Raw genomic sequence first — 23,265 nt, 5'->3', positions numbered from 1 at the left:
CATTACGTCATCGACGCAATAGCTGTTATAAATGGACCAGCGGATAAAACAGGCGGTTATATAATTAAATACTTATCAGTAAAGTGATAGCATTCAACTTGCTATGAGTCGTATCGATTGGCTACACTGGTAAAAGCTTGTCGATTTGTAAGTTGAGGCTTTGGCGATCCCTGAACAGAGTTAACCAGACGTTCGTAATCCTCTAATACTAAACAAACGATAAGTCCACTACCAAATGTATTCAAACCGTACGGCTACGTAACTGCAATTTGCCATATTTTTGGCACAATTACTAGAAATTTCTTTAAGAGTAGCAGGATATCTCGATGTTTGAGACGACAGACCCCACAATAAATAGCGATGAAACAAAGGAGTTTTGTAACTGCTACATTATTGTTTTACCCGCAGTTCAGAGCGAAATGGTTTATTAGTCAACATAATTAGGCTTTTGGATAAATATAACCATAGTGTAAGCAAGTATAAATGCCAATATGATTAAGCGTGGCGGTTGTGTTTTGGTAACGATGAATTGTAAAAAGTGGGTTATATCGCCATTATTGGCAGAATGTCTTGTAGGCTATAAAATGTAACCGTTACTGACGACTATCATTCTATTGAATAAAGTAGCAGTTGATGGACTGGATAATAGACGTACAGGATGGTTGAACAAGTGGTTATATCAGCTGTAAAAAAACGTGTTACTAGGTATTTGTTATTTATCATTATTAGGAGAGACAACGATGACGCGTAAATCCATTGTAAAACCCATGTTGCTATCAGCAGTATTAGCGACTTCTACCGTTGGTTTGACGGGTTGTGGTTATAACAATCTGCAAGCACAAGATGAGCAGGTAACGGCTTCGTGGTCAGAAGTAGTCAACCAATACCAACGCCGCTCAGACCTAGTGCCAAACTTGGTCAAAGTCGTACAGCAATACGCAGAGCAAGAGCAAGAGGTGTTTACCCAAGTTGCTGAAGCGCGCTCACGTGCTGGTGGTATCACCGTGACCCCTGAGGTGCTCAACGACCCTGAAGCGATGGAGCGTTATGCGGCTGCGCAAGAGCAGATGACTGGCGCTTTATCGCGTCTAATGGCTGTCTCTGAGCGCTATCCTGATCTAAAGTCAGATGCCTTGTTCCAAGATTTGCAAGCACAGCTAGAAGGCACGGAAAACCGTATCGCCGTTGCTCGTAACCGCTATATTCAAGAAGTACAAAGCTATAATACGACGGTGCGTCAATTCCCAACCAACATCACTGCTAAAGTATTTGGTCTAGATACCAAGCCAAACTTTACGGTAGCCAATGAAGACGCCATTTCAACAGCACCCAGTGTTGATTTTGGTGACGACGATGCAGCAGCTGCTCAGTAAAGTAAGACGCATAATAAGGCTTGATGCTTAAAAGATAAACGAAGCTCATAGTTATTGTAGTAGTAGCCATTCATTCAGCACAGACGTCATTTGAGGTGGTATAGATTAGATGAATCATTCAAAAGCAATCTTATCAGTATTACTATTCACACTGAGCATCAGTAGTGCGCCAGTGCTGTATGCGGCACCTAATGATACGGCAGTGGCTACCGATAGTGGCTCAAACAGCCCCTCGAATCTGCAAAACCGCAGTGTCGAGGATCTGGTAGCCATTGCCAAAGCAGGCGAGTCCAACGAAGCCATAAATGATGCGGTATTGGGTAACGAGGCAATTAACGAAGCCATATTGGGCAACGATGCGATCAACCCTAATGCGGCTGACAATGACACGGCTAATAGTGAAAATCCAGCAACACGAGCGCCTGCTAAGCCAGCTGTTCAATCAAATGCTGAAAGTGTCGATGCGGACAAGCTCATATTAAACAGCCCTGTTATTGACCAAGCCAATATTTTAAACCCGCAAGAAAAGCAGCGCTTAGAGGCGCAGCTCAGAAGTATCTATCAACAAGGTTTGGCGCAGGCAGCTGTTGTCATTGTGCCGACTACCAATGGTTTGCCTATCTTTGACTATGCTTTGCAGGTTGCAGAGAAATGGCAGTTGGGTGATAAAGATATCGATGATGGTTTGCTGATTGTCGTCGCAGTCAATGACCGTGATATGTATGTCCTAACGGGTTATGGGCTAGAGGGTGTGTTACCAGATGCTGCGGTCAACCGTATCATTCGTGAAGACATCACACCATTGTTTAAGCAAGACAACTATGGCGCAGGGATACTAGCAGGTGTTGATGCATTCAAAACGCGTCTGACTGCTGATCCTGACGTATTGGCCCGTGCCGATGCTCAAGCTGCGGAGCGTAATGTCCAGCAAGGCTCAGATGAGCTACCATCACCTATTTTCTTATTTATTATGGCAATGATATTTGGTAGTTTTATTACCAACATTTTAGGCCGAGTATTTGGTTCTATCATTACCGCAGGTGGTTTTTTTGCTGGCTCGCTGGCACTGGGCGGCGGGTTCTTTATGACATTGATTATGGCAATATTTATATGGCTGTTTTTGATCTCACGCGGCGGCGGTGGTGGCAAAGGTGGCGGCGGTAAAGGTGGCAGACGACGCGGCGGTATGATTTTCTTACCCGGTATGGGTGGCGGAAGTGGTGGCGGCTTTGGCGGTGGGGGTTTCGGAGGCGGCGGCTTTGGTGGCGGCGGTGGTGGATTTGGCGGTGGCGGCGCTGGTGGCTCATGGTAAGTAACTATTAAAAATTGGTTAGTAAAAACCGAGCAAATGAAGCCGCAGTAAAAAAACGCAAACAACCTGCAAAAATGATGTCTGTGAGGAAACAATTAAATGTCAGAAAACAATGCTCCAAAAGCCAGTTTTGCCCGCTGGTGGCGTCAGGTCTTATTTGTGCCTTTGCTGCACAGCAAATGGCTGACAGCAGAAGCCAAAGCCCGTTTGACAGATGAGGTCACTAGCGCAGAGCGTGGCCATCGTGGAGAAGTGTTTTTAATTATAGAAAACCACCTGCCGACTCAGGATGCTTATCATATCGACTGTCGCGAGCGTGCGGTGGATTTATTTAGCGAGTATCGCGTGTGGGACACCGAAGAAAACACGGGTGTCTTGGTTTATGTCAATATCTGTGAGCACCAATTAGAGATAGTCGCGGATCGCGGTATCAGCGCTCATGTGAGCCCCACAGTCTGGCGGGCAATGTGTGAAAAAGCCGTGTCGGGCATCGCAAATAAAAACACTGAAGAGAGCTTGGCTGAATTATTAGACGAAGTTGGACAGGTATTGCGTCAGTACTATCATCTTGAGCATAACCCAGCAGGTAATGAGCTGTCCGATACGGTGGTATTTTTGAAATAGCGTTTATGAAATAGCGTTTATGAAGTGATGCTTATAATAAGGTAGGACGTTTTGATCTTAATCTATAGGGTTTTAGGCGAAATCCAAATATAATAGACTTTTAAACAAGAGGGCGCTTCCAAACGCATCTATAGCCAGACGCATTTATAGAGAGCAATCCTCAGAAAGAAAGTCTTAAAAAAAAGCCTTTATCAAAAACCATTACTGGAACACTATGATCGAGTTAATAAAAAAGCTACCAAAAGCGGAACTTCATCTACATATTGAAGGCTCGCTAGAACCTGAGCTGATGTTTAGATTGGCGAAAAAAAACCAAGTAGAGATTCCTTATGCAGACATAGAAGATGTACGCAATGCTTATAACTTCACCAACTTGCAGACCTTTTTAGATATCTACTATGCGGGCGCCAATGTCCTGCTCACAAAAGATGATTTTTATGATTTGACGTGGGAATACATTCTTAAATGTGTTGAAGACAATGTCATTCACACAGAAATATTTTTTGACCCACAGACGCATACCGAACGTGGTGTGTCTTTTGAAGCCGTAATCACCGGTATCAAAGAAGCGCTCGTAGATGCTAAAGAAAAGTATGGTATTACGTCTTGTATCATTATGTGCTTCTTAAGACATTTATCACAAGAAGAGGCGTTTGAAACCTTAGAGCAAGCATTGGCGTTCAAAAATGATATCATCGGTGTTGGTCTTGATTCATCAGAATTGGGCAATCCGCCATCGAAATTTAAAGAGGTATTCAAAAAAGCCAAAGAAGAAGGCTTTAAGCTGGTCGCTCATGCAGGCGAAGAGGCAGATTTTTCGTATATCTACGAAGCTTTGGATTTGTTAGAGATTAATAGAATCGATCATGGTGTGCAGTCTATAAAAAGCCCAGAATTGATGCAAAGGCTCAAAGACGAGCAAATGCCGCTAACAGTTTGTCCGAACTCAAATATCGAACTCAAGGTCTTTGAAAATTATAAAGAACACAATATCAAAGAGCTGCTAGATTATGGTTTGAACATTAGTGTCAATTCAGACGATCCAGCATATTTCAAAGGCTATATGAATCAGAACTTTATAAATATATGCGAAAACTTACCGCTAACGGAAGACGATGTTGTTACTTTAGTAAAGAACTCCTTTAACTCCTCATTTATCAGTAATGAGTTAAAAGAATCCTACTTAGCGAAGGTTGATCTTGCGTTGAAATAAGCTTTAATGCATTTATTTTTTAGCAGTAAAGGCTTAACGGTTGATATCAATCGTTAAGCCTTTTTTATTGTTCATTTTATACCCATACTTATAAAGCAGTAATTTCTTCTATAAGTAATGGCAAAATGACGCCAGCCTTTTCTGCTAAAGTGATATCAACGATGGTGTTTGGCGTCGGGTCGGGGTTTATCTCTATAATCTTGGCACCATTTTGCTTGGCTAGCTGTGCGAGACCTGCGGCAGGGTAAACAAGACTTGATGTGCCAATACTGATAAATACCTCGCAATTAGCCGCTGCTTCTTCTGCAATCTGCCATGCTTGTATGGGTAAGGCTTCTCCAAACCAAACAATATCCGGTCGGATATAGCCACCACAATGCGGGCAGGTCAGCAGTGCCTCATCGAAGCTCATGGTGTTTCGGTTATCGTATGAAGTTCTTGGTTGATCTTGATAGGGTGTCTGACATTGACCACAGCGGTTGCGCCACAGATGACCGTGTAAATGAGTCACCGAGCTACCAGCTTGCTCATGCAAATCATCGACATTCTGAGTGATGAGAGTCACTTGCTGATCAGAAGTTTGCGCATGGTATTGCCAATGAGCCAACGCATGATGGGCTGGATTTGGCGCTTTATCTGCTACCAGCTGTCTGCGCCACTGATACCATGACCACACCAGCTTGGGATCACGAACGAACGCTTCAGGTGTGGCCAAATCCTCAACGCCGTAGTTCTCCCACAATCCTGTCTGCTTGTCTCGAAACGTTGGAATGCCGCTTTCTGCTGAAATGCCAGCGCCAGTCAAAATGCAAATATGCTGTTTCGCTGCCAACAGTTTTGCCGCAAGTTTTACTTCTGCTATTAACGCTGGTGATAATTCTGCTAACATGAGCCAACCCTTGCTAATAATGGATATTTTTTCTTATGATAGACGGAATTTGGTGGCTTGTCATATTGTTCGCTGTCATCGCAGCCTTATGGTTCGCAGCAAAATCGCGCGGGGCAAAAGTAGGCGAAAAGCATAGTGGCGCAAAATCAAAAAATGCAACACCTAATGATGCTCTGCAAAAAACATCAGCGCTATTAAAGCAGTACTTTCCTGATTATCGAGTCACACGTAAGGCAAATCATTTACTCGTTAGCAAACAAGGCAAGAAAGTCGCAATGATTACGATTGATAAGAAGATTGCTGCAAGTCAGCGCCGTCTAGGTGAGATACCAGTGATTAATTACCACCGAGTCCCCAGCCGTGACCAACTGACTGCAAATCTACAAGAGGCGGAGTAAATTTTGCTATATAGTCAATTCTCTATAAATTGGGTACGGTGTCAGTCTCGCTCAGTCTAGTATTTGTAGTACTTTCACTCGGCTTCCTTGTATCCAAATTATACCGAACCGACTATAGGTGAGAGCCTCAGAAGTATACGGGCACAAAAAAACCTCAAACATTTTGAAGTGTAGGTTTGATGAGTATGAATAGTTTAGGGCAGTGCTAAGGAAGTGATGGAGCGAGGTTGTAAACATCATAATTGGTGCGCTCGGCGGGAATCGAACCCACGACTTCGGAGGCTAGAACCACCATATTTCATTAAGTTATATTAATGTATAATAACCTACCATACTATACAAATAAAGGGGTGTAAAGGATTGATCGGTATGACGTTTAGCGTATTTTAAAGGAGTTTATAGCAACATGAATATCAATTTTGGTCACTAGTTAAGTATAAAATTTAGACATTATTTATGGTTTTAATGTACATATTTCGTACTTAACTTTTTAAAAACTATCAGTGAGCCCTAGCACTAGCACGCTGCTTAAAAACTAATAAGCAGGCAATGATGAAAACTAATAGTGCTGCCGAAGCTCCAAAACGACTAAGTGCAAGACCGCCATGATCAAGCGGCTTATCTAAGAAATCGCCTAAGACTGCTCCTAAAGGGCGAGTCAAGACAAAGGCACTCCAGAATAGAAGCGTTTTAGATATTTTAGTGCCAAAATGCATCAAAGCGATAAGCGCTAGTAAAGAGCCAAAAATGATAGCACTCGTTGTATAGCCCATGCCTTTAGTGTCTGCTACCCAGTCACCAAGTGCGGTACCTAATGTTTGTGAAAACATGATGGTCGTCCAATAAAACACTTCCGCCTTAGGTTTACTAATGCTATCGACAGCGATACTTCCCATCGTTTTCTGCCACATAATTAGGCATACCCCAAGTAGAGCTACCAGCAGCGCTGACCCGCCAGCGTAGCCAATGCCTAATGACCTAGTCACGTAATCTGCTATCGTTGTACCTAAGGTCGTCGTCGCTATAATGGTGGTCCAATATAACCATTTATTAAAGGAGTTAGCTTTGATTTGGGTGGCTACTGCTATAGCAAACAATACAGCGAATATACCAGTACTGACAATGTAGCCTAGGTTTAGCGACATTGATAAAGCGTCGCCTGCCGTTTCACCTAGTGTCGTAGCAGCGATTTTAATTATCCAAAAAAGTAGGGTAACTTCCGGAACTTTGGACAAAGCGTTTAGCACTGGATCATTACTAAAACCAGTGGGTGAATATTGAGTGTTCAAGGTTGTATTCATAGGTGGATTCACTCTATTGAGAAGCAAATTTAATGTTACGTTGTAGACGTCACTAAATTATCAATAGAGGTGTTAAGAAAACGTGAAGATATAGCCAATTAAAGCTATTAAAATTTCTATGTATAAGTTTAGAAGACTAGCGTGATACAAAGTCCTCGATTACCATTTAAGTTTAAAATTTCAGAAGTAGAGTCATTCATAAAAACATCGATACCTGCCTGCTCACAGATTGACTTGACGATAGAGAGCCCAAGTCCTGTACCTTCTATTTCCTGTGATTGCTTACTGGCGCTATCTGATCTTGGAGCGCTTATAGTATCGCTGAATTGATCAATAGTACCTGCCAACTGGTTAAGCCGTACAAAGGGTTCAAAAGCATTCCCATAGTCACTAGAATCAATGCCTGCACCTGAGTCCACTATTTGTAACACTAGTCTGTTATCTTTGACCTTGTTAAAATTGTTTGGTTTTCCAGATTGAATTACATGTGAGCCAAAACTGTATTGAGTATTTAGAGCTAATTTATCTGATTTGTCTAGGTTTTGCTCAAGTTGATATAGTTTAACCATGACTTGACCACCAGTTGGCGTGTAAATAATGGCGTTTTGAATAAGGTTTTTGATCAGGATCAATAACGATGTCTCGCCCATATTTACTTTATTATTAGACTGCATATCAAGGCTTAGCTCGATATTTTTATTATCAGCAATAGGAATGAGTAATCCTATGACTTGTTCGATAATAAATTTAACGCTGGTGGGGGTTTCTTCAGGATCGAGCACTGTATTGATATTGCCAGCTTTAGCAAGCGTCAATAATTGCTCAACCAAACTTTGATTACGTTTCAAGCGAATAGCCAGTTTATCAAGACCTTCCGACATAACATTATCATTACTAATACGCTGCAATCGTTGTCGCTGTAATGAGATAGCAGTGAGCGGCGAGCGCAGTTCGTGAGCAGCATCAGCGATAAAACGTTGTTGACGCTCTATACTAATCTTCACTAAGGCTAATAACCTATTTAGGGATTCTGCTAGTGGCAGCAACTCAGAGGGCAGTCTACCAATCGATAAAGGACTTAGGTCATTCTCATTACGTGCGCTTATCTCATAGTGTAATTGGCGCACAGGTTTCATCATTCGCCACATGATAAAAGGGAGTAAAAGCAATAATAATGCTATACCGATAATAAGGGGTAAAAAAGATTGCAAGGCACTGGCTTTGGCTAAATCATCCTGTAAATCTGTCTGCTGGCGTAAGATTAGCGCCACTTCTTCATCAGTATCTAAAGACTGAATCTTGACATCATTTCTATAAGTTCGCCAAGAATGGCCGTCAATATCTTGATCGCTTATTCCTTGTGGAATGCTATCTACTAATGCCAGCGATATAGGTTCTGAGTAATCATGCTCGTCATCGCTTTTATCATTCTGATAATCTTGTACCCCGTTACTGAGTGAGGCGGAGAGTATGACGATATCAACGGTGATCGCACCATCATCGTCATCGGTATCAAAATGGATGTTACTGCTGGTATGCTCTTCATTGTCTAAAGCAGCTGCATTACTATTCAAACCGCTAATATTGAGCGACTGCTCCAATAAGGCGGCAGTATTTTTTAAGTTATCATCTTGAAAGTCATTTATCTCGTTATAGCTGTACCAAAATCCATAACCGCCAGCCACTATTGCCAGTAGCAATAATGACACAACAGACCAAAAGATAAGTTGGAACTGTAATGAGTTAAAGAGCTTACGGAATTTAGGCATAGCATTTAACTTTTATAGATAATAGCGAGTGTTTTGGGTTATTCATTTAAAGTTAGGTATTGCTGATATACCAGCCAAGGCCACGAATATTTTTGATTCTATCTTGTCCGACCTTTTTGCGTAAACTATGAATCAAAAACTCAATGGCGTTACTCTCAACTTCACCGCCCCAGCCATATAGCGAATCTTCAAGCTCATTTTTGGACATGACTTTTTCAGGCGATAGCATAAAAGTAGTCAGGAGCATGTACTCTTTGGCGGTCAAATCTATAGGGCGACCATCCATCATGACCCGTTTGTGTGCGGTATCTAAACTTAAATTGCCAACGGTTACTTGATTGTCAGCCTTGCCTTGAGCACGGCGAATAAGCACTCTCATGCGTGCAAAGACTTCTGCTAGCTCAAAAGGCTTAACGACATAATCATCAGCCCCTGAGTCTAGACCTGCCACTCTATCTCTTAGTTGATCACGTGCAGTTAATATTAATACTGGCGTTTCAATTTTAGCATCACGAATAGCGGTCAACACGCCCATGCCATCAACCTCTGGCAAGCCCAAATCTAATAAGATGATGTCGTAAGGTTGCACCCTTAATGTCAGTATGGCTTGGCGACCATCTTTGACCCAATCAACCGTATAAGCCTCATCCTGTAAAGCTTCACATAGACTTTCGCCAATCATTAAATCATCTTCGACTACTAATACTCTCATTAGATGCCCTTATTGTGTGGCTATTAGGATTAAAAAATATTTATCTATAGTGAAAATTTTTATAGTGTCTTTAAACTAAAAAGCTCTAATCAATACCAGTGTACAGAGTAGAGCCGTTGTTAAGCTATATTCAACCAAGTTTTAAAATATTAATCATCATCGTCTAACTGACTGCTGACAACCTGACCATTCGTGCTATCGATTATCAGTTTATGTATGTCCATCCCTTTAGCTATTTCAATCTCGTAAGCGGGTATACCGTTATCAAAATCAAACTCTGCTTCAGTAATTTTGCCACCAACACTTTGCGTTGCTTTTTGCATGGCTTGGGTTAGGGTTTTCTGAGCTTGCCTCATAGCGTTATATTCTGCTAAATCGTCTTGATCCATTTTTTCCTGCTTAGATTTTAGAACTTTGCCGCTACTGGCATCAACTTTTACTTTATGTTCCAAGCCATTAGCGATAAATTCTATTTTATACTCGCCACCTGCCATATAGTCATTTTGGTCAAACTCAGCACTGATTAAGTCTCCTTCGACTGTTTTTTGTGCAATAGCGACGGCTTGCTCTAGACTGATTTTACTCTGTGCTATTGCGACTGCGTCACTCGTCTTTGCGCCTGAAATAGCAGGTATTTGACCTGAGGCAACAGCGAGCGTACCAATACCTAGAACGCTAAGAGCAATAAGTAGGGATTTGCTTAGGGTTGATAGTTTTTTTATCGTGTTTACTCCGTATTTAAGGTTCATGTCTGACGAATTATTATCAAAGTTGTCAGAAGTGTCGATATGAATCCATCATACAAAAGAAGACATAGGAGAAGCTTAGCGTAGAATAAGCGTTTGATTAGATGTTAAAACTTACAGGTAAAAAAACCTATAAATTATAGGCAGAAGTTTTAGGTGGTTTAATCCTAATAGTAATCGGTGTGACGATGATTGTCTAAAGTATGATTATTTTATTTGACATTAGTTGTTCTTTTGAAAAACACGCTAGCAAGCGCACAAACTATCGTTAGTGAGAGCAGCATTGATACTAAAGTATGACTAAAGAAATGATCACCAAACATCATTTTGTAGAGTCCCATTGACCAACCTAATACGGTTACGGTTTCAAATATTCTGTAGCGATACTTATAAAGAGCAGGTATAAATACTAAACCATATAAAGAAAATCCTGCGCTAGCATGAGCCGCTGGGAAGCATTTTGCATCGGTTTTAGCGAGCATGCTTTGCCAAAGATTAAGATAGGGTAGATCCCCACCGAACAAGGTTAAATGATTAGGGCAACTAACATGTGTGACCCCTTTTAATAGTGCGATAGTACTAGGTACTGCAATAAGAATAATCAGTAAGTAACTTATCTCACGAATTGAGAAAGGTACAATATATTTATTCAGATTACTATAATTGGTGATAAAGGGTCTCTTTGCAAGACGTTTATATTTGACAAGTAATATGGTTAATAGATAGATAGCTGATAAAATTAATAGCGCTTTAGGGCCGTCGTAAAAGATAAAAGCATAAGGCTGAGCGCCTTTTTCTATAAGCCACTGACCATTATTATAAAAAAACTCACTGATACGAATATCAAATTGGCTATGCTCAAATGTCAAAGTCGTAATGATTGTTAAGCAAAATAGCTTGAGCCACATCCAATGAGAGAAGTTATTGTCTAGAGTCATCGAAACGCCTTATTGATCAAATCGCAAAAAACATAAGCACTATTCAGTATGAAAGACTGGATAACGCCATCAACCATAAAACAAAAAGTAGCAACAGTGCTAAAAATTGCGCAGCAGAACCGACATCTTTGGCTATCTTCGCTAATGGATGCTGTTTGGTTGAGGTATGATCGATACTTGCCTCTATTCCCGTATTAATAAGCTCCACAATCAGGGATAAGAATGAAGCAACCACAAGCACCATTTTTAGAATAACTCCAAAAGGCATAAATACGATGACAGTGAAAAGTACAAGATTAAGCCATATAACTTGTCTAAATGCGGCCTCATACTTATAAGCCGCTTTAAAACCATCTATAGAATACCCCGTAGCTTTAACAATACGAGCTAACCCTTTTTTACCTTTAACCTCATTTGCAAAACTATCCGCTATAAAAGTACCATCAGATACGGGCTGATTTTTATAATCAAGATTTTTATGTTCGTGGCTCAGAGCAGTAGTCTTGGAATTATTCATATCGATAGCTTAGTGTTTATTAAGATTAGAATAGCTGGCAGGTCTTAATGATATGACAGTGCATGTTAAGATCGCGTTAAGGTAAATTTCACAAACTAAAAAGCAGTAGCTGATACCTAGTTTTACTGCGGTATCAGCTACTGCTGCTTGTCAAAATTGAGATGCGAATAAAAAGTGCAATCATCGATTTAATTATTATTGTAATGATCCCAGTGTAGGAGAAGGGCACTGGTTAGCACTTGGGTATCAGTATGAGCTTATGGTTGTTAAGAAAACGTTAAGAGCAACACTTTTCAAAATTTATAATTAGCTGAGATACCATAAAATTTTGGTAACTTTCGTAATAATGAGATGCTTGTCATCAAATTAGCTGACTCCTTAACGCTCTAAGGTGTCGGCTAATTTACGTCTTGTTAAATGCGTATTGGTCTAAAACTAGTTCGATAAACTATTAATCATCATCCTCCATATCAACTTGGCTGCTTAAAACCTTGCCAGTATTGGCGTCTATACTCACATCATATATCTGATTGTCTTTGACAACTTCGATGTCATATAGAGCTTGGCCTTTTTCAAGCTCGAACTCAACACCGATTACTTGACCATTTACGCTTTGAGTGGCTTTTTGCATAGCACTAGTTAGCGTCACTTTGGCTTGCATCAGCGCACTGTATTCAGCCATGTCCTTTTTGTCTAACTTTTCTTCATCAGTCTCGATGACTTTACCAGTATTGGCATCAATTTTGATCTCGTAAGCCGTACCGTTAGAGATGAATTCAACTTCGTATTCACTAGTTGCAGCACCATTGCCATCTTCATCGTCGTAATCAAACTCTGCGCTGACCAGATCACCTTTAGCATTTTGTTTAGCTATATCGATTGCTTGCGTTAAGCTGATCTTACTTTGCATAGCACGGACGGCTTCACTTGATCCAGTTACGGCTTTGGTATTGGTAGCAGGGGCGGCTATAGCGGTTGCACCTACGCCTGCAATAGTAAGGGCGATGATTGCTGATTTGGTTAGCGTTGATAAGTTTTTCATAATAGTTATCCTTTGTATTCAATTAATTTCTGATAAAATCATAAGTGGTTTTGACAGCTACCTTTTGGGTATGAGTCTATGATACAAGAGATGACATAGGAGAAACTTAGCGGGAAATAAGAGTTTAATTAGCGAGTGAAATATAATAACTATAGCTTAGTTTTTTGAGTTAAATCATTGTTAAAAGACTATTAAACGTTTAACACAGCTAATATTCGTTTTAGATACTAGGCTTGCTAAGTTTTGATTAAAGGAGTGTCTATAGGAGGAAAGCATGTCAGAAAAGTTCTTACGAAACACCACACTTATTACTTATTCACCTTCAAAAGTGTCAACAGTACCTTGCGAAGATATCTTAATTTTGAACTTTGAGCCTCATGGAGATGAAGTTTTTTGGCTCAATACCTATGGATTGAGTGAATTAGATGAGATGGAACAAGTAGTTATCCAAAACCAGTTTGATGACTTCTTAATTAAATTACTGCAAGATGATGAGCATGCCAATAAGGTTATTGAACTCGATAACGTATTATTTATCGCCTTGAAGGTGCTGAAAACTGACGATAAAAATCTAAATAATGAACAACTGATTTTTGTTGTATCGTCAAATATGTTATGGAGTTTGCAAGAGAGTATTGACGACCATTTCCAGTGGATTCGTGATCGCTTGATTCAAGGTAAAGGGCAAGTTCGAAGCAAAAGAGTCGATTACTTAATTTTTCTTTTGATTGAATCACTGATAGCAAACTATGAGGAAACGTTTGAAAAATTATTGAATGCTGACAGTGACTCTATAAAGGTGACGAATATTAATCCAACACCTTATTTCACTGAAAAGGTTGAGGAGCAAAAACGTCGCATGTTGAATTTTAAGAAAGCGACGCTAAGCTTGCGTAATACTATTGTAAAACTGAAAACGATTAATATCATTCCTATGGACAGCAAGTATTTTACAGAGCTAAAAGAGCAAGCCAACAATTTGATTGATGAAATTGATTTTGAGTTGTTTGAGCTTGATAGCAAAACCAATCTGATATTCTCAATTCAGGGCCATCGTTTGAATGAAATCATGCGTACCTTGACCTTAATGTCAGTGGTATTTATACCATTAACCTTTTTGGTAGGCGTTTATGGCATGAATTTTGAGTACATGCCTGAGTTAAAATGGAAGGAGGGTTACTTTGCCTTATGGGGTGTAATGGCAATATTGATTATGGCCATCGTTGTGTATTTTAAACGTAAGAAATGGTTTTAAATCAATCGTAGTCTAGCTTTTTATATTTTGAGATATGCAAATATGACGTAGGGAAGGCTTAATAAGAGGTAATAATTTAATTAACGAAGATATATTTAAATTAAGAGGTAACTGATGAGGTCTTAACACTTTCTTAATAGCTGGGTAATTACTATAGGTTAAGGATGTAGCAAATACAGTGCTATCTCCCAACTACTCTAAAAAGGAAAGCACTCATGTCTATCTCTCCTCAACTACTCGTATCAGAAAACAGCCTATCCAAGTCATCAAAGTATGCCAACATGTTCAATAAAGTGCCACAAATCACTTTAGTGTTTTGGCTGATAAAAATGATGTCAACCACAGTAGGTGAAACAGCTGCCGACTTTATGATCTTTAACTTTAAGCTAGGCTTGCCAGTCACTTCTCTTATCATGACCGTACTGTTTTCAATCGTATTAGTGATACAGCTAAAAGCCAAAGACTATATACCGTGGAAATACTGGCTAACGGTAGTGTTTGTCAGTATCTTAGGGACACTGATTACCGATAATATGACAGACAACCTTGGCATCCCATTATCTTATTCCACAATAGGTTTTAGCATAATACTGGCGGTAGTCTTCGCTATTTGGTACGCACGAGAAAAAACTTTATCCATTCATCATATCGAGACCTTTGCTCGTGAATTATTCTATTGGACAGCTATTTTGGCTACTTTTGCGCTCGGAACTGCCGCAGGAGATTGGTTTGCAGAAGGGCTTAGCATTGGCTATCAAAACTCTACATTGATATTTGCGATAGGAATAGCACTCATTACCGGAGGGTTTTACGTGCTTAAGTTAAACGCCGTATTATGCTTTTGGTTGGCTTACATTTTGACACGCCCCTTGGGAGCTGCACTTGGTGATTGGTTATCACAACCGATCAAGAATGGAGGGCTGGATCTAGGCGTCACTAGCATAAGCGTTGTATTTTTACTAATGATTGTGGGTCTGGTAGGTTATGAGACATATAAAAAAAGCGGAAGGATAAGTAGGAACTAATAAGTTAACAATTTAGTTTGGGTATGGCACCCTTTACTGGACTTGAAGCAACGACTGAATCTGTGACAGACAGTAATGATTTAAAAGATAATCACTCAAAAGGTAAAGTTCTAGAAGCTATGAACCAATCTAGAGTAGATGGCCAACACGTAGAGACTGCAGTAGAAGCTGACGTTATCGGACCAAAATGGCGCTATGTTACTAATACTGTTACCAAGTATGGTAAAACTTATTATAATTTTACGGGACTGCGTCATTTTAAAGAAAAATTCAATCCTGATTGGGAGCCACGCTATATAGGCATCGAAACGGGACTTAGAGCGGGTATGAAACCGATTAAAGGCTTAACAGATACAACCTTAATCATATCAGGTGGTCTTAGTAGTTTGGTAAGGAATTGAAGTTAATTAATATCATCGTACAGCACTATTTATTAATAGCGTTTGAGCGTAATTGCAGCACTATCAACTTTATTTATAATAAATACTAAAGGTACTGCCACCAGTAGGATTGTTATGATGAGTAAGTTGCCAGCCCATGTGCGTCATTATGCGTTGTACGATGCTAAGGCCCAACCCAGTACCCTCAACCTTATAGCTTGCATATTCCTTTGAGGCAGATGCAGTAGCCCAAGGCTTATTATTGCTCTTTTGTTCCAGACGCTCAAACCTTTCATAGAGCAGAGGCATCATAGCTTCAGGAATACCTAAACCGGTATCTGTAACGGTTACCTTTTCATCATCAATAGTGACTCTTACTTCACCATCATCTGTATATTGAAAGGCATTTTTAATTAGATTGCCTAACGCCATTTTTAGTAGTTCAGGTCGCACGTATGCGAAATGCTCTTGTTCAGCGGCTACGGTATAGTTCACCGTTTTATAACGTAGTAAGTACTTTAAGCGGTCTACTTCACTTAAAGCAATGCTGTTGATAGAAGTTCTCGGAGCATCTAGTTTTTCAGGAGCACGCGAAAGTAATAATAGCGCACTAATAATTTCAGAAGTTTCCTTGGCCGTAGTGCTAATACGGTCGGTGAACTCGCTCAAACGATTATCGCTTTCTAATTGAGAAGCTAGTACTTCTGACGCGCCCATAATGATTGTTAAAGGAGTACGTAGTTCGTGACTGACATCACCCGTAAATAACTGCTCACGTTTAAGATACTGCTCAAGCTTATGGTTTTTATCGTCAATAGCACGGGCTAACACACCGACTTCCGACGGCAGATGAGTCAACTCAGTTAAATTCTGATGGTCGTTTTCTACCGCACTTTTTAAGTCTAATAAAGGCTTAGTAATCTGCCTAGAGGATAGTTGAGAGAATATAACAGCAATAAGTAAACTTAGAATAATAGCCGCGTTCAATGCGTTAGAGAACGTATCCTCTAGTTGTTCAAAAATTGCCAAAACAGGATAGTTTTCCATTACCATCTCGTCATCTTCTAAATAGGTCAAAATATAATTCTGCTTACCTTGCTTATAATTAAAAAAGAACATTTCAGACTCAGTGTATCCATCATCTGTAGCTACAGTTACATTTATATCTTTAACGGTCTCAGTCGCCAAAGTTTTTAAATCATCAGGGGCGTAATCGTAACTATAGATTTTAATACCTGGATCTACAGTGTAAATAGGTTGCTCGCCCCGTTTTTCTTGACTAAGCTCTAATTGTTGTAACAAACCCGCTTTAACTAGTTCTTGTTCCATTCTAGTCTCAGCATATACATAAATGCTAATAAATACAGAGCAAAGCATTAGGGCAAAAACTAAGTATGATAGTCGAAATTTATTGGCGATTGATTCAATATAGAACATAGTAATTTCTTAGTGATGAGAAACAGCAAATAGAGAAGAGTAGATATAGTTAAGGTGACTTAATGAAAGAAGTGTAGAAAATTTTATTGAGATACTTTATGCTCTATTTGGATCAATAATTTGATAACCTACTCCAGGCATTGTGATTATCATAGGTTTAGCAAATGGCTTATCGACTTGTACACGTACACTGTGCAAGTGAGTCCGCAACGCATCACTGCTAGGAATATCTTCACCCCACACCTTTTCTTCAAGCTCATTCTTGCTAACGACTCGGGGCGATGCACTCATTAAAGCTTCTAATATTTTAAACCCTGTAGGTGTCAGTTTTAACGGCTGATTTTCGCGTGCGATAGTATGCTCATTAGCATTTAAGGACAAGTCGCCAATAATTATACTATGCTCAAAAAGATCATCTTTATTTCGACGTATAAGCGCCTTGATACGTGCCTCTAACTCAACGAGTGAGAAGGGTTTGACTAGATAATCATCAGCACCACTATCAAAACCTGCAACTTTGTCTAAGACCGTATCGCGTGCGGTTAGCATCAATACGGGAGTTTTATTATGCAAGTCTTCTCTGAGCTTTTTACATAGTTTTGTACCATCCATACCCGGTAACATGACATCTAACAAGATAACGTCATAACGATTGTTCGCAGCCAACGTTAGGCCACTAATGCCATTATGAGCATTGTCTAACTCAAAACCTTTGGGTTCAAAAAAGGCATAAATATTGGCAACGATGTCAGGGTTATCTTCAACAACAAGTATCTTGTACATAGGGGTCTCGTGTATAAATGCCATAGTTGATACTAAATAAAATAGATATGTTACTTTATGGCGCGTGACTGGGATAAATTTTTCTAGCGTGCTGTGCCTACGCAGACAGAGGCTGCGAAATATTTATCCCAATCACGCTGTAGCGTTTTCATATTGAACTGACTATAGCAGTACTTAGTTTTCAAACTTTAATAAACAGATTTAAAAAAGGTCGGCGCTCCTTTTACTTCCTCAGTAGTAATACCGAAAAAGTTAAGCAGAGTCGGCGTAATCAAGTCGTGTGATACGGGCTGATCAATCATACCAACGAGGCTACTTTTATCAATATTATTACTAGTAGGCGACCAAATAATGACGGGCACCTGCTTTTGGGCGTCGGGTGCTATAGCGTAGGGCATACCATGCAAGTAGATATTGTTCTCGCCTAAGCTCTCTCCATGGTCGCTGATGTATACCATCACCACATCATAATCTTGCTCGTAGGGTTTTAGCGTATCAATAACATTATTTAAGAAATAGTCGGTATAACGAATAGCGTTGTCATAAGCGTTGATAACAGATTGATCATCACATCTAGAGAGCTCATTGGTCATACATACTGGCTTATACTCTTCAAACTCTTTAGGATAACGCTTATAGTAAGCAGGACCGTGATTACCCATTTGATGTAATAAAATAAGCGTATCTTTAGCAGGTGCGTCTGATTTTACCTCTGCATCTGACTTAACTAAAGTACTAAAACCATCAAGCATACCGATGTCACGACACTCCTCATCACAATTTGGGTTGACATTAGCGGTTTTAAAATCTTCAAAAGTTACTCGATCCGCGACCCCTTTAGAGCTCGAATTATTATCTCGCCAGATAACACTGACGCCTTGCTTATTTAAAGTATCTAGTACGTTTTCATTATAGTCTGCACTTTTAGAATCGTAATCTTCTCTATTAGAATAGCTAAACATGCAAGGTACAGAATAGGCAGTAGAGGTTCCGCAAGAGGTGGCCTTTTTAAAGCTATAGACATCTGGCTGGCTGGCAAGTAGGGGCATAGTCTCGCGCTTATAGCCATTTAAGCCGATGTGATCAGCACGAACCGTTTCACCAACGACGAATACCATAAGTTTAGGTTTTACAGCTTTAGTACTGACTGTAGGAGTTATTCGTTTTGCATCTGTTGCGTGCAATGTCAAAGTATCAGAACGGCGCAATTCATCAACGTAATCGCTACCCAACTTGATGACAGAATAGATAGGAGTAATAGGGTTAGTGTAATTACGCACTATTTTATGTTGACGAAAAAAAGTAGCGTACTGATCACCGAATGGTAATAGGCAAGCAGCTATTACGGCGAAAGATAGAATTAAAGTGACTGCCTTTTGCCACAATGCCCTACGCAAAGGTATGCGCTTGATATTTAGTTTAGCAATAACAACAGAGGGTATAACGCCTAATACAAAAACTCGTACAAAGAAACTTAGCGACATCAATCCCATCGCTTCGCCTTGATCAGTTTGCATGCTATTGATAAGCATATTAGTATCAAATATAGTGCCATAGGCATCAGTAAAATAGGAACATATGGCAGCTATCGTAACTAGAGCGATTAGTACGGGCTTGGCAATGGGTCTGTAGCATAACAATTGGATGAGTAGCCACATTAAGCCGAACAATAAGCCTGTGATCGAAATCATGAAGCCAATATTATCGCCAAGAGGATAAATGCTTAGTACTTGTGAGAAAAAGCCAAAATTCGCAGTAGCGACTAAATAGAGCGCAACGATGATAACTAAAAAGCTAAGATTAATTTCACGATCAAAGATTTTACTAAGATATCTTGATTTAGTGCTTGCTTTGGTAATTTCAGTGCTAAGTGCTTGAGAGGTTGACATAAACAGGCTTCTCAACAGGATGATAAGGAGTTTGATTTCCTACCATAACAAGTGCTCTGTTAAGAAGACGTTAAGGTGAGATATTACCTTTTTTATAGCTGGCTAATCGACGCCTAATAAACCAACCAATAATAATGATTATAGTAAGCAGTAGAAAAATCTTTGAATAGGGTGATAATGCTGTTTCTATAACCTCATAGTTTTTGCCAAAGTGATAACCTGCAAGCGTCAGCACGGTTGTCCATACACTAGAACCTAAAGCAGTTAATGCTATAAACGATAAGATGGGCATTTTGTTCATGCCAGCAGGAACAGAGATAAGTGAGCGAATACCAGGAACCATACGCCCAAAAAACACCGCTTTTTTACCATGCTTATCGAACCAATCGCTAGACGATAATACATCTTCAGGTTTAACAAACACGTATTTACCGTACTTGTCAGTAAAAGCCACTAAGCGCTCTTTATTGAATAAACTGCCAAGATAATATAGAGGTAGTGCGCCAAGTACGCATCCTAACGTACCTGCTAGTATGACTAGTATTAAATTGAAATCACCTCGTGCTACCGCAAAGCCTGCCGCTGGCATGATGACTTCTGAAGGGATCGGCGGAAAAACGTTTTCGGCGAACATAGCAAAGACAATACCTAAGTAGCCGAATTTTGCCATGACTGCAAGCACCCATTCACTAATCTGGTTCATTGAAAATCTCGCTGAGCGTATAGTTGGAAAAGGTAGCGTAGCAAGGGAGATGTTAAGAAGGGGTTAAGATGGGCAAGATAAGAATCATTAAATTGTTATTGAATATAATGAAATAACTAGTCACTTATTTAATAATAGTTTAGATATTCACTCTTATGCTGTTATTTCGATCTCATGACCTTTGTTTCTGTATTGATTATCTGACGTACAAATATGGCGAACTTGTCAATGATATTATATGTTTCTCGCCCAACACTTCGATGCACACTCATTAAATCTGTAAAACTATGCGGTGCACCAAGTACAGTATGAGTCTGTACATTGATACCATTATCTCGTAGCTGCTTGGCATAAACTAAGGCTTCATCACGTAAAATATCTAATTCAGCGGCGATGACATAGCTTGGGCATATTTGTGTGTTATCACCATGTATGAGCGAAAGAAGAGCATACGGTTGCGTTAAGGAGCTATCTTGTAGATAAGTGGTATGAAACACTTTAATGTCGTTATAATCCAATTGATATGGATAAAGTGATTTTTTATATGAGTCAAGATGGCATGAGGAATGAGGCAGGATTCTACTTGAGTGTAAGACCAGAACAGTATTTATCACTATAATGGTTAACTATTATATCTACTAAGGCCACAAGGAAATATTATTCAAACGGCAAATCATTTCCGATCGTGATCGCTAAATTCATTCGACAACTTTATTAAAGTTGACATTATTTTAAACGATTATTCAGCACTGATACTATAGATTTGATTTGGCTTGACTATTCACTGTGTCACGTGTCTTATCAAGAAAATCGGCGACGTTATTTAATTACCCTAGGCTTCGGGGGTTAGAACCACCATATTTCTTTAAATAACTTTAATGTATATAAACCTGATATATTATTATAAATAAAGGGATAGGAAGGATTTTGTGCCATGACGTTTAGCGTATTTTAAAGGAGTTTATAGCAACATAAATATCAATTTTGGTCACTAGTTAAGTATAAAGTTTAATCATTATTTATGGTTTTAATGTATGTATTTTATACTTAAGTTTTTCAGAAATTACTGATTAAGCGAATTATTAACTCAGCAAAGTAATATCGGAATAAATTACTGTAGAAATGAGTTGCTATAATTTCGAAAAAATAGTCAGGCATTTCAGCTGTAGTTTAGATCTTAACGAGTTTTCGAATGCGTTGAAGAAACTGTTCTGGACTACACTTGCAAATACTCTGATATTGAGTTTTTGACAACAACGTTTTTAGATTATCTTCTTTTGATTTACCTTGTTAAGCCATCAATAATCCTACAGTAACCTCAAAAAAATACTCATCTTTGATAGTGATACTAACCGTACCTTTATGTGCATTAGCGATAGCCTGAACAATAGATAGCCCTAGTCCTGTACCTGAGTGCTGATGGCTGGTCTTATCGTGACGATAGAATCGCTCAAATAACTTATCAGCTTCACTCTGGTTTAACGGTTTATCTAAGCGATTGGTCATCGTTATTCTTAACCATGGCTGCTTTGATGGTCGAACCTCATCTTTAGCCACATTAAGTGAGGTGGTTGAGGTGAGGGCGGTAGCGGATATCATGATAGTACTACCGCTAGCTGCGTAATAAATGGCATTTGACATCAGGTTGGCAAACAGCCGCTGCAATAGGCCTTCATCACCTAATACTGTCTTAAATTCGCCTGATCTTTCAAAAGTTATCCCTCGATCCTCTGCAATCATTTCATAGTAATCAACGAGCTTGGTGATTAGGTTTTCAGTATCTACGTGATTAATTTGCGAGTCACTTAATCCTTTCTGAGTTTTTGCCAGTAGCAACATATTGTTTATCATGGCTGACAGCTGCTCTAACGTATCATGCTGATGATGCAGTTGCTCAATGTATTCGTTGCCTTCTCTTGGCTTAGTTAGCATGACCTGCGTTTGTGTACTCAGTGTCGCTATTGGGGTACGCAGCTCATGAGCGATATTGTCTGAAAATCGTGACAAAGATTCAAAGTTGCTTTCAAGCTTGACCATCATCGAATTATAAGACTCTGCTAGTGGCCGCAGTTCTAACGGCATATCGTCAACCCCAACTCTTTCGTCTAACCTTTGGAGGTTTATGCCTTGCATTTTTTGTACGATAGTGGCCAGAGGAGCAAAACCCCAATACACACTTAATGCCGCTACTGAAACCAATAATAAGGTGATGGCAGTAAGTATCAAGCTCAGCTGGCGATTAAACTGGATAAGATATTGATGATGCACATCGATAGGTAATGCAATAAACGCCAAAACCTCTTGATTTCGAATAATAATTGCTCGGTAATGCCTATTATTTATCTTGATCATAAACTGCTGATCGTGATGATCCTGCCATAGTGATAACAAGCTAAAATCGGGCGGTAAATTATAAATAAAATTACTAGGGTCACTGGATAATAATTTGCCTTTTTTATCTGCTACTAAGGTTTTTAAATCATAATCTAGCCAAGAGGAATGCAAGTGATTGTCATTAATTAGTGATTGGGACTTTGACACTGTGAATGGTTCTATGTGATCGTTAACATCACCCATGCGTTTACGCAGGTTAAAAGCCGCATGGGTGATAATCTCTGAGTCCATTTGCTCAAAGTGTCCACTCACAGAGCGCTGCACCCACGCATAGATGATGACCTGAGAGATAATAACGAAGACTGTCAATAAGAAAATAGTTCGCCATAGCAATGACCAGCGCCGATTTTTGAGTTTATCGTTCATGCTATTTAGAATAGTCTCCGTCCGCACCACTTTGGACTTCAGTAGCTAGCGCCTCCAATCGGTAGCCCATACCGCGCACAGTATGAATCAGCTTCGCCTCATGCTCATCATCTATTTTTATGCGAAGACGCCTTATCGCCACATCAATCACATTGGTATCATTTTCAAAATTCATATCCCATACTTGAGAAGCAATGAC

At 39.7% G+C, this 23,265-nt stretch carries 23 protein-coding genes; 8 read left to right on the top strand and 15 right to left on the bottom strand.

What is annotated here, in order from left to right; genetic code table 11:
- Positions 1–740: 740 nt before the first annotated feature.
- From J5X94_RS13060 to J5X94_RS13045, 4 genes are all read left to right on the top strand, one after another.
- Positions 741–1,373, top strand: coding sequence for a LemA family protein (locus tag J5X94_RS13060; protein ID WP_210541531.1), 633 nt, complete (start codon positions 741–743; stop codon positions 1,371–1,373).
- Between the two features lie 109 nt (positions 1,374–1,482).
- Complete coding sequence (locus J5X94_RS13055) at positions 1,483–2,685, top strand: TPM domain-containing protein (protein WP_210541530.1); 1,203 nt, start codon at positions 1,483–1,485, stop codon at positions 2,683–2,685.
- A 99-nt stretch (positions 2,686–2,784) separates the two neighbouring features.
- Positions 2,785–3,309 carry a TPM domain-containing protein gene (locus tag J5X94_RS13050; RefSeq protein WP_210541529.1) on the top strand — a complete coding sequence of 175 codons (525 nt, stop codon included), beginning with the start codon at positions 2,785–2,787 and terminating at the stop codon, positions 3,307–3,309.
- A 214-nt stretch (positions 3,310–3,523) separates the two neighbouring features.
- The gene (locus J5X94_RS13045; protein ID WP_210541528.1) at positions 3,524–4,522 is read left to right on the top strand and encodes an adenosine deaminase; all 999 of its coding nucleotides are present in this window, start codon (positions 3,524–3,526) and stop codon (positions 4,520–4,522) included.
- 88 nt (positions 4,523–4,610) lie between these two features.
- Here J5X94_RS13045 and J5X94_RS13040 read toward each other — a convergent pair whose 3' ends face one another.
- A complete protein-coding gene (locus J5X94_RS13040) occupies positions 4,611–5,411 on the bottom strand; it encodes an SIR2 family NAD-dependent protein deacylase (protein WP_210541527.1) in 801 nt (266 codons plus the stop codon).
- A 35-nt stretch (positions 5,412–5,446) separates the two neighbouring features.
- Between J5X94_RS13040 and J5X94_RS13035 the strand changes: the two genes are divergently transcribed.
- Positions 5,447–5,809: a hypothetical protein gene (locus J5X94_RS13035; RefSeq protein ID WP_210541526.1), complete on the top strand. Its 363-nt coding sequence runs from the start codon at positions 5,447–5,449 to the stop codon at positions 5,807–5,809.
- Positions 5,810–6,309: 500 nt separating this feature from the next.
- Here the strand turns inward: J5X94_RS13035 and J5X94_RS13030 are convergent, their stop codons facing one another.
- From J5X94_RS13030 to J5X94_RS13000, 7 genes are all read right to left on the bottom strand, one after another.
- Positions 6,310–7,110, bottom strand: a complete 801-nt coding sequence (locus tag J5X94_RS13030; protein ID WP_210541525.1) for a hypothetical protein — start codon at positions 7,108–7,110, stop codon at positions 6,310–6,312.
- A 128-nt stretch (positions 7,111–7,238) separates the two neighbouring features.
- Complete coding sequence (locus J5X94_RS13025) at positions 7,239–8,879, bottom strand: sensor histidine kinase (RefSeq protein ID WP_210541524.1); 1,641 nt, start codon at positions 8,877–8,879, stop codon at positions 7,239–7,241.
- Between the two features lie 52 nt (positions 8,880–8,931).
- Positions 8,932–9,591 (bottom strand): response regulator, encoded by a 660-nt coding sequence (locus J5X94_RS13020; RefSeq protein ID WP_210541523.1) that lies wholly within the window; start codon positions 9,589–9,591, stop codon positions 8,932–8,934.
- 149 nt (positions 9,592–9,740) lie between these two features.
- The gene (locus tag J5X94_RS13015; RefSeq protein ID WP_210541522.1) at positions 9,741–10,340 is read right to left on the bottom strand and encodes a PepSY domain-containing protein; all 600 of its coding nucleotides are present in this window, start codon (positions 10,338–10,340) and stop codon (positions 9,741–9,743) included.
- 209 nt (positions 10,341–10,549) lie between these two features.
- The gene (locus tag J5X94_RS13010) at positions 10,550–11,206 is read right to left on the bottom strand and encodes a PAP2 family lipid A phosphatase (RefSeq protein ID WP_416346188.1); all 657 of its coding nucleotides are present in this window, start codon (positions 11,204–11,206) and stop codon (positions 10,550–10,552) included.
- Between the two features lie 112 nt (positions 11,207–11,318).
- The gene (locus J5X94_RS13005; RefSeq protein WP_189586891.1) at positions 11,319–11,792 is read right to left on the bottom strand and encodes a diacylglycerol kinase; all 474 of its coding nucleotides are present in this window, start codon (positions 11,790–11,792) and stop codon (positions 11,319–11,321) included.
- A gap of 451 nt (positions 11,793–12,243) precedes the next feature.
- Positions 12,244–12,834, bottom strand: a complete 591-nt coding sequence (locus J5X94_RS13000) for a PepSY domain-containing protein (RefSeq protein WP_210541521.1) — start codon at positions 12,832–12,834, stop codon at positions 12,244–12,246.
- A 274-nt stretch (positions 12,835–13,108) separates the two neighbouring features.
- On the opposite strand from J5X94_RS13000, the gene J5X94_RS12995 reads away from it, so the two are divergent.
- The 3 genes from J5X94_RS12995 (at position 13,109) to J5X94_RS12985 (ending at position 15,515) form a co-directional block, all read left to right on the top strand.
- Positions 13,109–14,089, top strand: a complete 981-nt coding sequence (locus tag J5X94_RS12995; protein WP_210541520.1) for a CorA family divalent cation transporter — start codon at positions 13,109–13,111, stop codon at positions 14,087–14,089.
- Positions 14,090–14,304: 215 nt separating this feature from the next.
- Positions 14,305–15,114: a hypothetical protein gene (locus J5X94_RS12990; RefSeq protein WP_228293267.1), complete on the top strand. Its 810-nt coding sequence runs from the start codon at positions 14,305–14,307 to the stop codon at positions 15,112–15,114.
- Between the two features lie 23 nt (positions 15,115–15,137).
- Positions 15,138–15,515 carry a phosphatidylglycerol lysyltransferase domain-containing protein gene (locus J5X94_RS12985; protein WP_194621183.1) on the top strand — a complete coding sequence of 126 codons (378 nt, stop codon included), beginning with the start codon at positions 15,138–15,140 and terminating at the stop codon, positions 15,513–15,515.
- Positions 15,516–15,584: 69 nt separating this feature from the next.
- On the opposite strand, the gene J5X94_RS12980 is transcribed toward J5X94_RS12985, so the two are convergent.
- From J5X94_RS12980 to J5X94_RS12950, 7 genes are all read right to left on the bottom strand, one after another.
- Complete coding sequence (locus tag J5X94_RS12980) at positions 15,585–16,931, bottom strand: sensor histidine kinase (RefSeq protein ID WP_210541519.1); 1,347 nt, start codon at positions 16,929–16,931, stop codon at positions 15,585–15,587.
- 96 nt (positions 16,932–17,027) lie between these two features.
- Positions 17,028–17,714: a response regulator transcription factor gene (locus J5X94_RS12975; protein ID WP_210541518.1), complete on the bottom strand. Its 687-nt coding sequence runs from the start codon at positions 17,712–17,714 to the stop codon at positions 17,028–17,030.
- A gap of 188 nt (positions 17,715–17,902) precedes the next feature.
- A complete protein-coding gene (locus tag J5X94_RS12970; protein ID WP_210541517.1) occupies positions 17,903–19,603 on the bottom strand; it encodes a phosphoethanolamine transferase in 1,701 nt (566 codons plus the stop codon).
- A gap of 70 nt (positions 19,604–19,673) precedes the next feature.
- The gene (locus tag J5X94_RS12965) at positions 19,674–20,306 is read right to left on the bottom strand and encodes a DedA family protein (protein WP_189586904.1); all 633 of its coding nucleotides are present in this window, start codon (positions 20,304–20,306) and stop codon (positions 19,674–19,676) included.
- Positions 20,307–20,467: 161 nt separating this feature from the next.
- Entirely contained in the window at positions 20,468–20,920 is a 453-nt protein-coding gene (locus J5X94_RS12960) for an alpha/beta hydrolase fold domain-containing protein (RefSeq protein WP_323128913.1), read from the bottom strand.
- A gap of 676 nt (positions 20,921–21,596) precedes the next feature.
- Entirely contained in the window at positions 21,597–23,066 is a 1,470-nt protein-coding gene (locus J5X94_RS12955) for an ATP-binding protein (RefSeq protein ID WP_210541515.1), read from the bottom strand.
- Position 23,067: 1 nt separating this feature from the next.
- On the bottom strand, positions 23,068–23,265 hold a 198-nt coding region (locus tag J5X94_RS12950), incomplete at its 5' end, for a winged helix-turn-helix domain-containing protein (RefSeq protein ID WP_210541514.1).

The organism is Psychrobacter sp. K31L (assembly GCF_017942195.1).
In the GTDB taxonomy this organism is placed as follows: Bacteria; Pseudomonadota; Gammaproteobacteria; order Pseudomonadales; family Moraxellaceae; genus Psychrobacter; species Psychrobacter glaciei.
The sequence above is the reverse complement of the archived record's forward strand: the minus strand, read 5'-3'. Positions and strand labels throughout refer to the sequence as shown.

What these genes read in the sequence shown, in the direction of transcription:
- J5X94_RS13060 (WP_210541531.1), top strand. Translation starts at nt 741, where the DNA reads ATGACGCGTAAATCCATTGTAAAACCCATGTTGCTATCAGCAGTATTA.
- J5X94_RS13055 (WP_210541530.1), top strand. Translation starts at nt 1,483, where the DNA reads ATGAATCATTCAAAAGCAATCTTATCAGTATTACTATTCACACTGAGC.
- J5X94_RS13050 (WP_210541529.1), top strand. Translation starts at nt 2,785, where the DNA reads ATGTCAGAAAACAATGCTCCAAAAGCCAGTTTTGCCCGCTGGTGGCGT.
- J5X94_RS13045 (WP_210541528.1), top strand. Translation starts at nt 3,524, where the DNA reads ATGATCGAGTTAATAAAAAAGCTACCAAAAGCGGAACTTCATCTACAT.
- J5X94_RS13040 (WP_210541527.1), bottom strand. Translation starts at nt 5,411, where the DNA reads ATGTTAGCAGAATTATCACCAGCGTTAATAGCAGAAGTAAAACTTGCG.
- J5X94_RS13035 (WP_210541526.1), top strand. Translation starts at nt 5,447, where the DNA reads ATGATAGACGGAATTTGGTGGCTTGTCATATTGTTCGCTGTCATCGCA.
- J5X94_RS13030 (WP_210541525.1), bottom strand. Translation starts at nt 7,110, where the DNA reads ATGAATACAACCTTGAACACTCAATATTCACCCACTGGTTTTAGTAAT.
- J5X94_RS13025 (WP_210541524.1), bottom strand. Translation starts at nt 8,879, where the DNA reads ATGCCTAAATTCCGTAAGCTCTTTAACTCATTACAGTTCCAACTTATC.
- J5X94_RS13020 (WP_210541523.1), bottom strand. Translation starts at nt 9,591, where the DNA reads ATGAGAGTATTAGTAGTCGAAGATGATTTAATGATTGGCGAAAGTCTA.
- J5X94_RS13015 (WP_210541522.1), bottom strand. Translation starts at nt 10,340, where the DNA reads ATGAACCTTAAATACGGAGTAAACACGATAAAAAAACTATCAACCCTA.
- J5X94_RS13005 (WP_189586891.1), bottom strand. Translation starts at nt 11,792, where the DNA reads ATGAATAATTCCAAGACTACTGCTCTGAGCCACGAACATAAAAATCTT.
- J5X94_RS13000 (WP_210541521.1), bottom strand. Translation starts at nt 12,834, where the DNA reads ATGAAAAACTTATCAACGCTAACCAAATCAGCAATCATCGCCCTTACT.
- J5X94_RS12995 (WP_210541520.1), top strand. Translation starts at nt 13,109, where the DNA reads ATGTCAGAAAAGTTCTTACGAAACACCACACTTATTACTTATTCACCT.
- J5X94_RS12990 (WP_228293267.1), top strand. Translation starts at nt 14,305, where the DNA reads ATGTCTATCTCTCCTCAACTACTCGTATCAGAAAACAGCCTATCCAAG.
- J5X94_RS12985 (WP_194621183.1), top strand. Translation starts at nt 15,138, where the DNA reads ATGGCACCCTTTACTGGACTTGAAGCAACGACTGAATCTGTGACAGAC.
- J5X94_RS12980 (WP_210541519.1), bottom strand. Translation starts at nt 16,931, where the DNA reads ATGTTCTATATTGAATCAATCGCCAATAAATTTCGACTATCATACTTA.
- J5X94_RS12975 (WP_210541518.1), bottom strand. Translation starts at nt 17,714, where the DNA reads ATGTACAAGATACTTGTTGTTGAAGATAACCCTGACATCGTTGCCAAT.
- J5X94_RS12970 (WP_210541517.1), bottom strand. Translation starts at nt 19,603, where the DNA reads ATGTCAACCTCTCAAGCACTTAGCACTGAAATTACCAAAGCAAGCACT.
- J5X94_RS12965 (WP_189586904.1), bottom strand. Translation starts at nt 20,306, where the DNA reads ATGAACCAGATTAGTGAATGGGTGCTTGCAGTCATGGCAAAATTCGGC.
- J5X94_RS12955 (WP_210541515.1), bottom strand. Translation starts at nt 23,066, where the DNA reads ATGAACGATAAACTCAAAAATCGGCGCTGGTCATTGCTATGGCGAACT.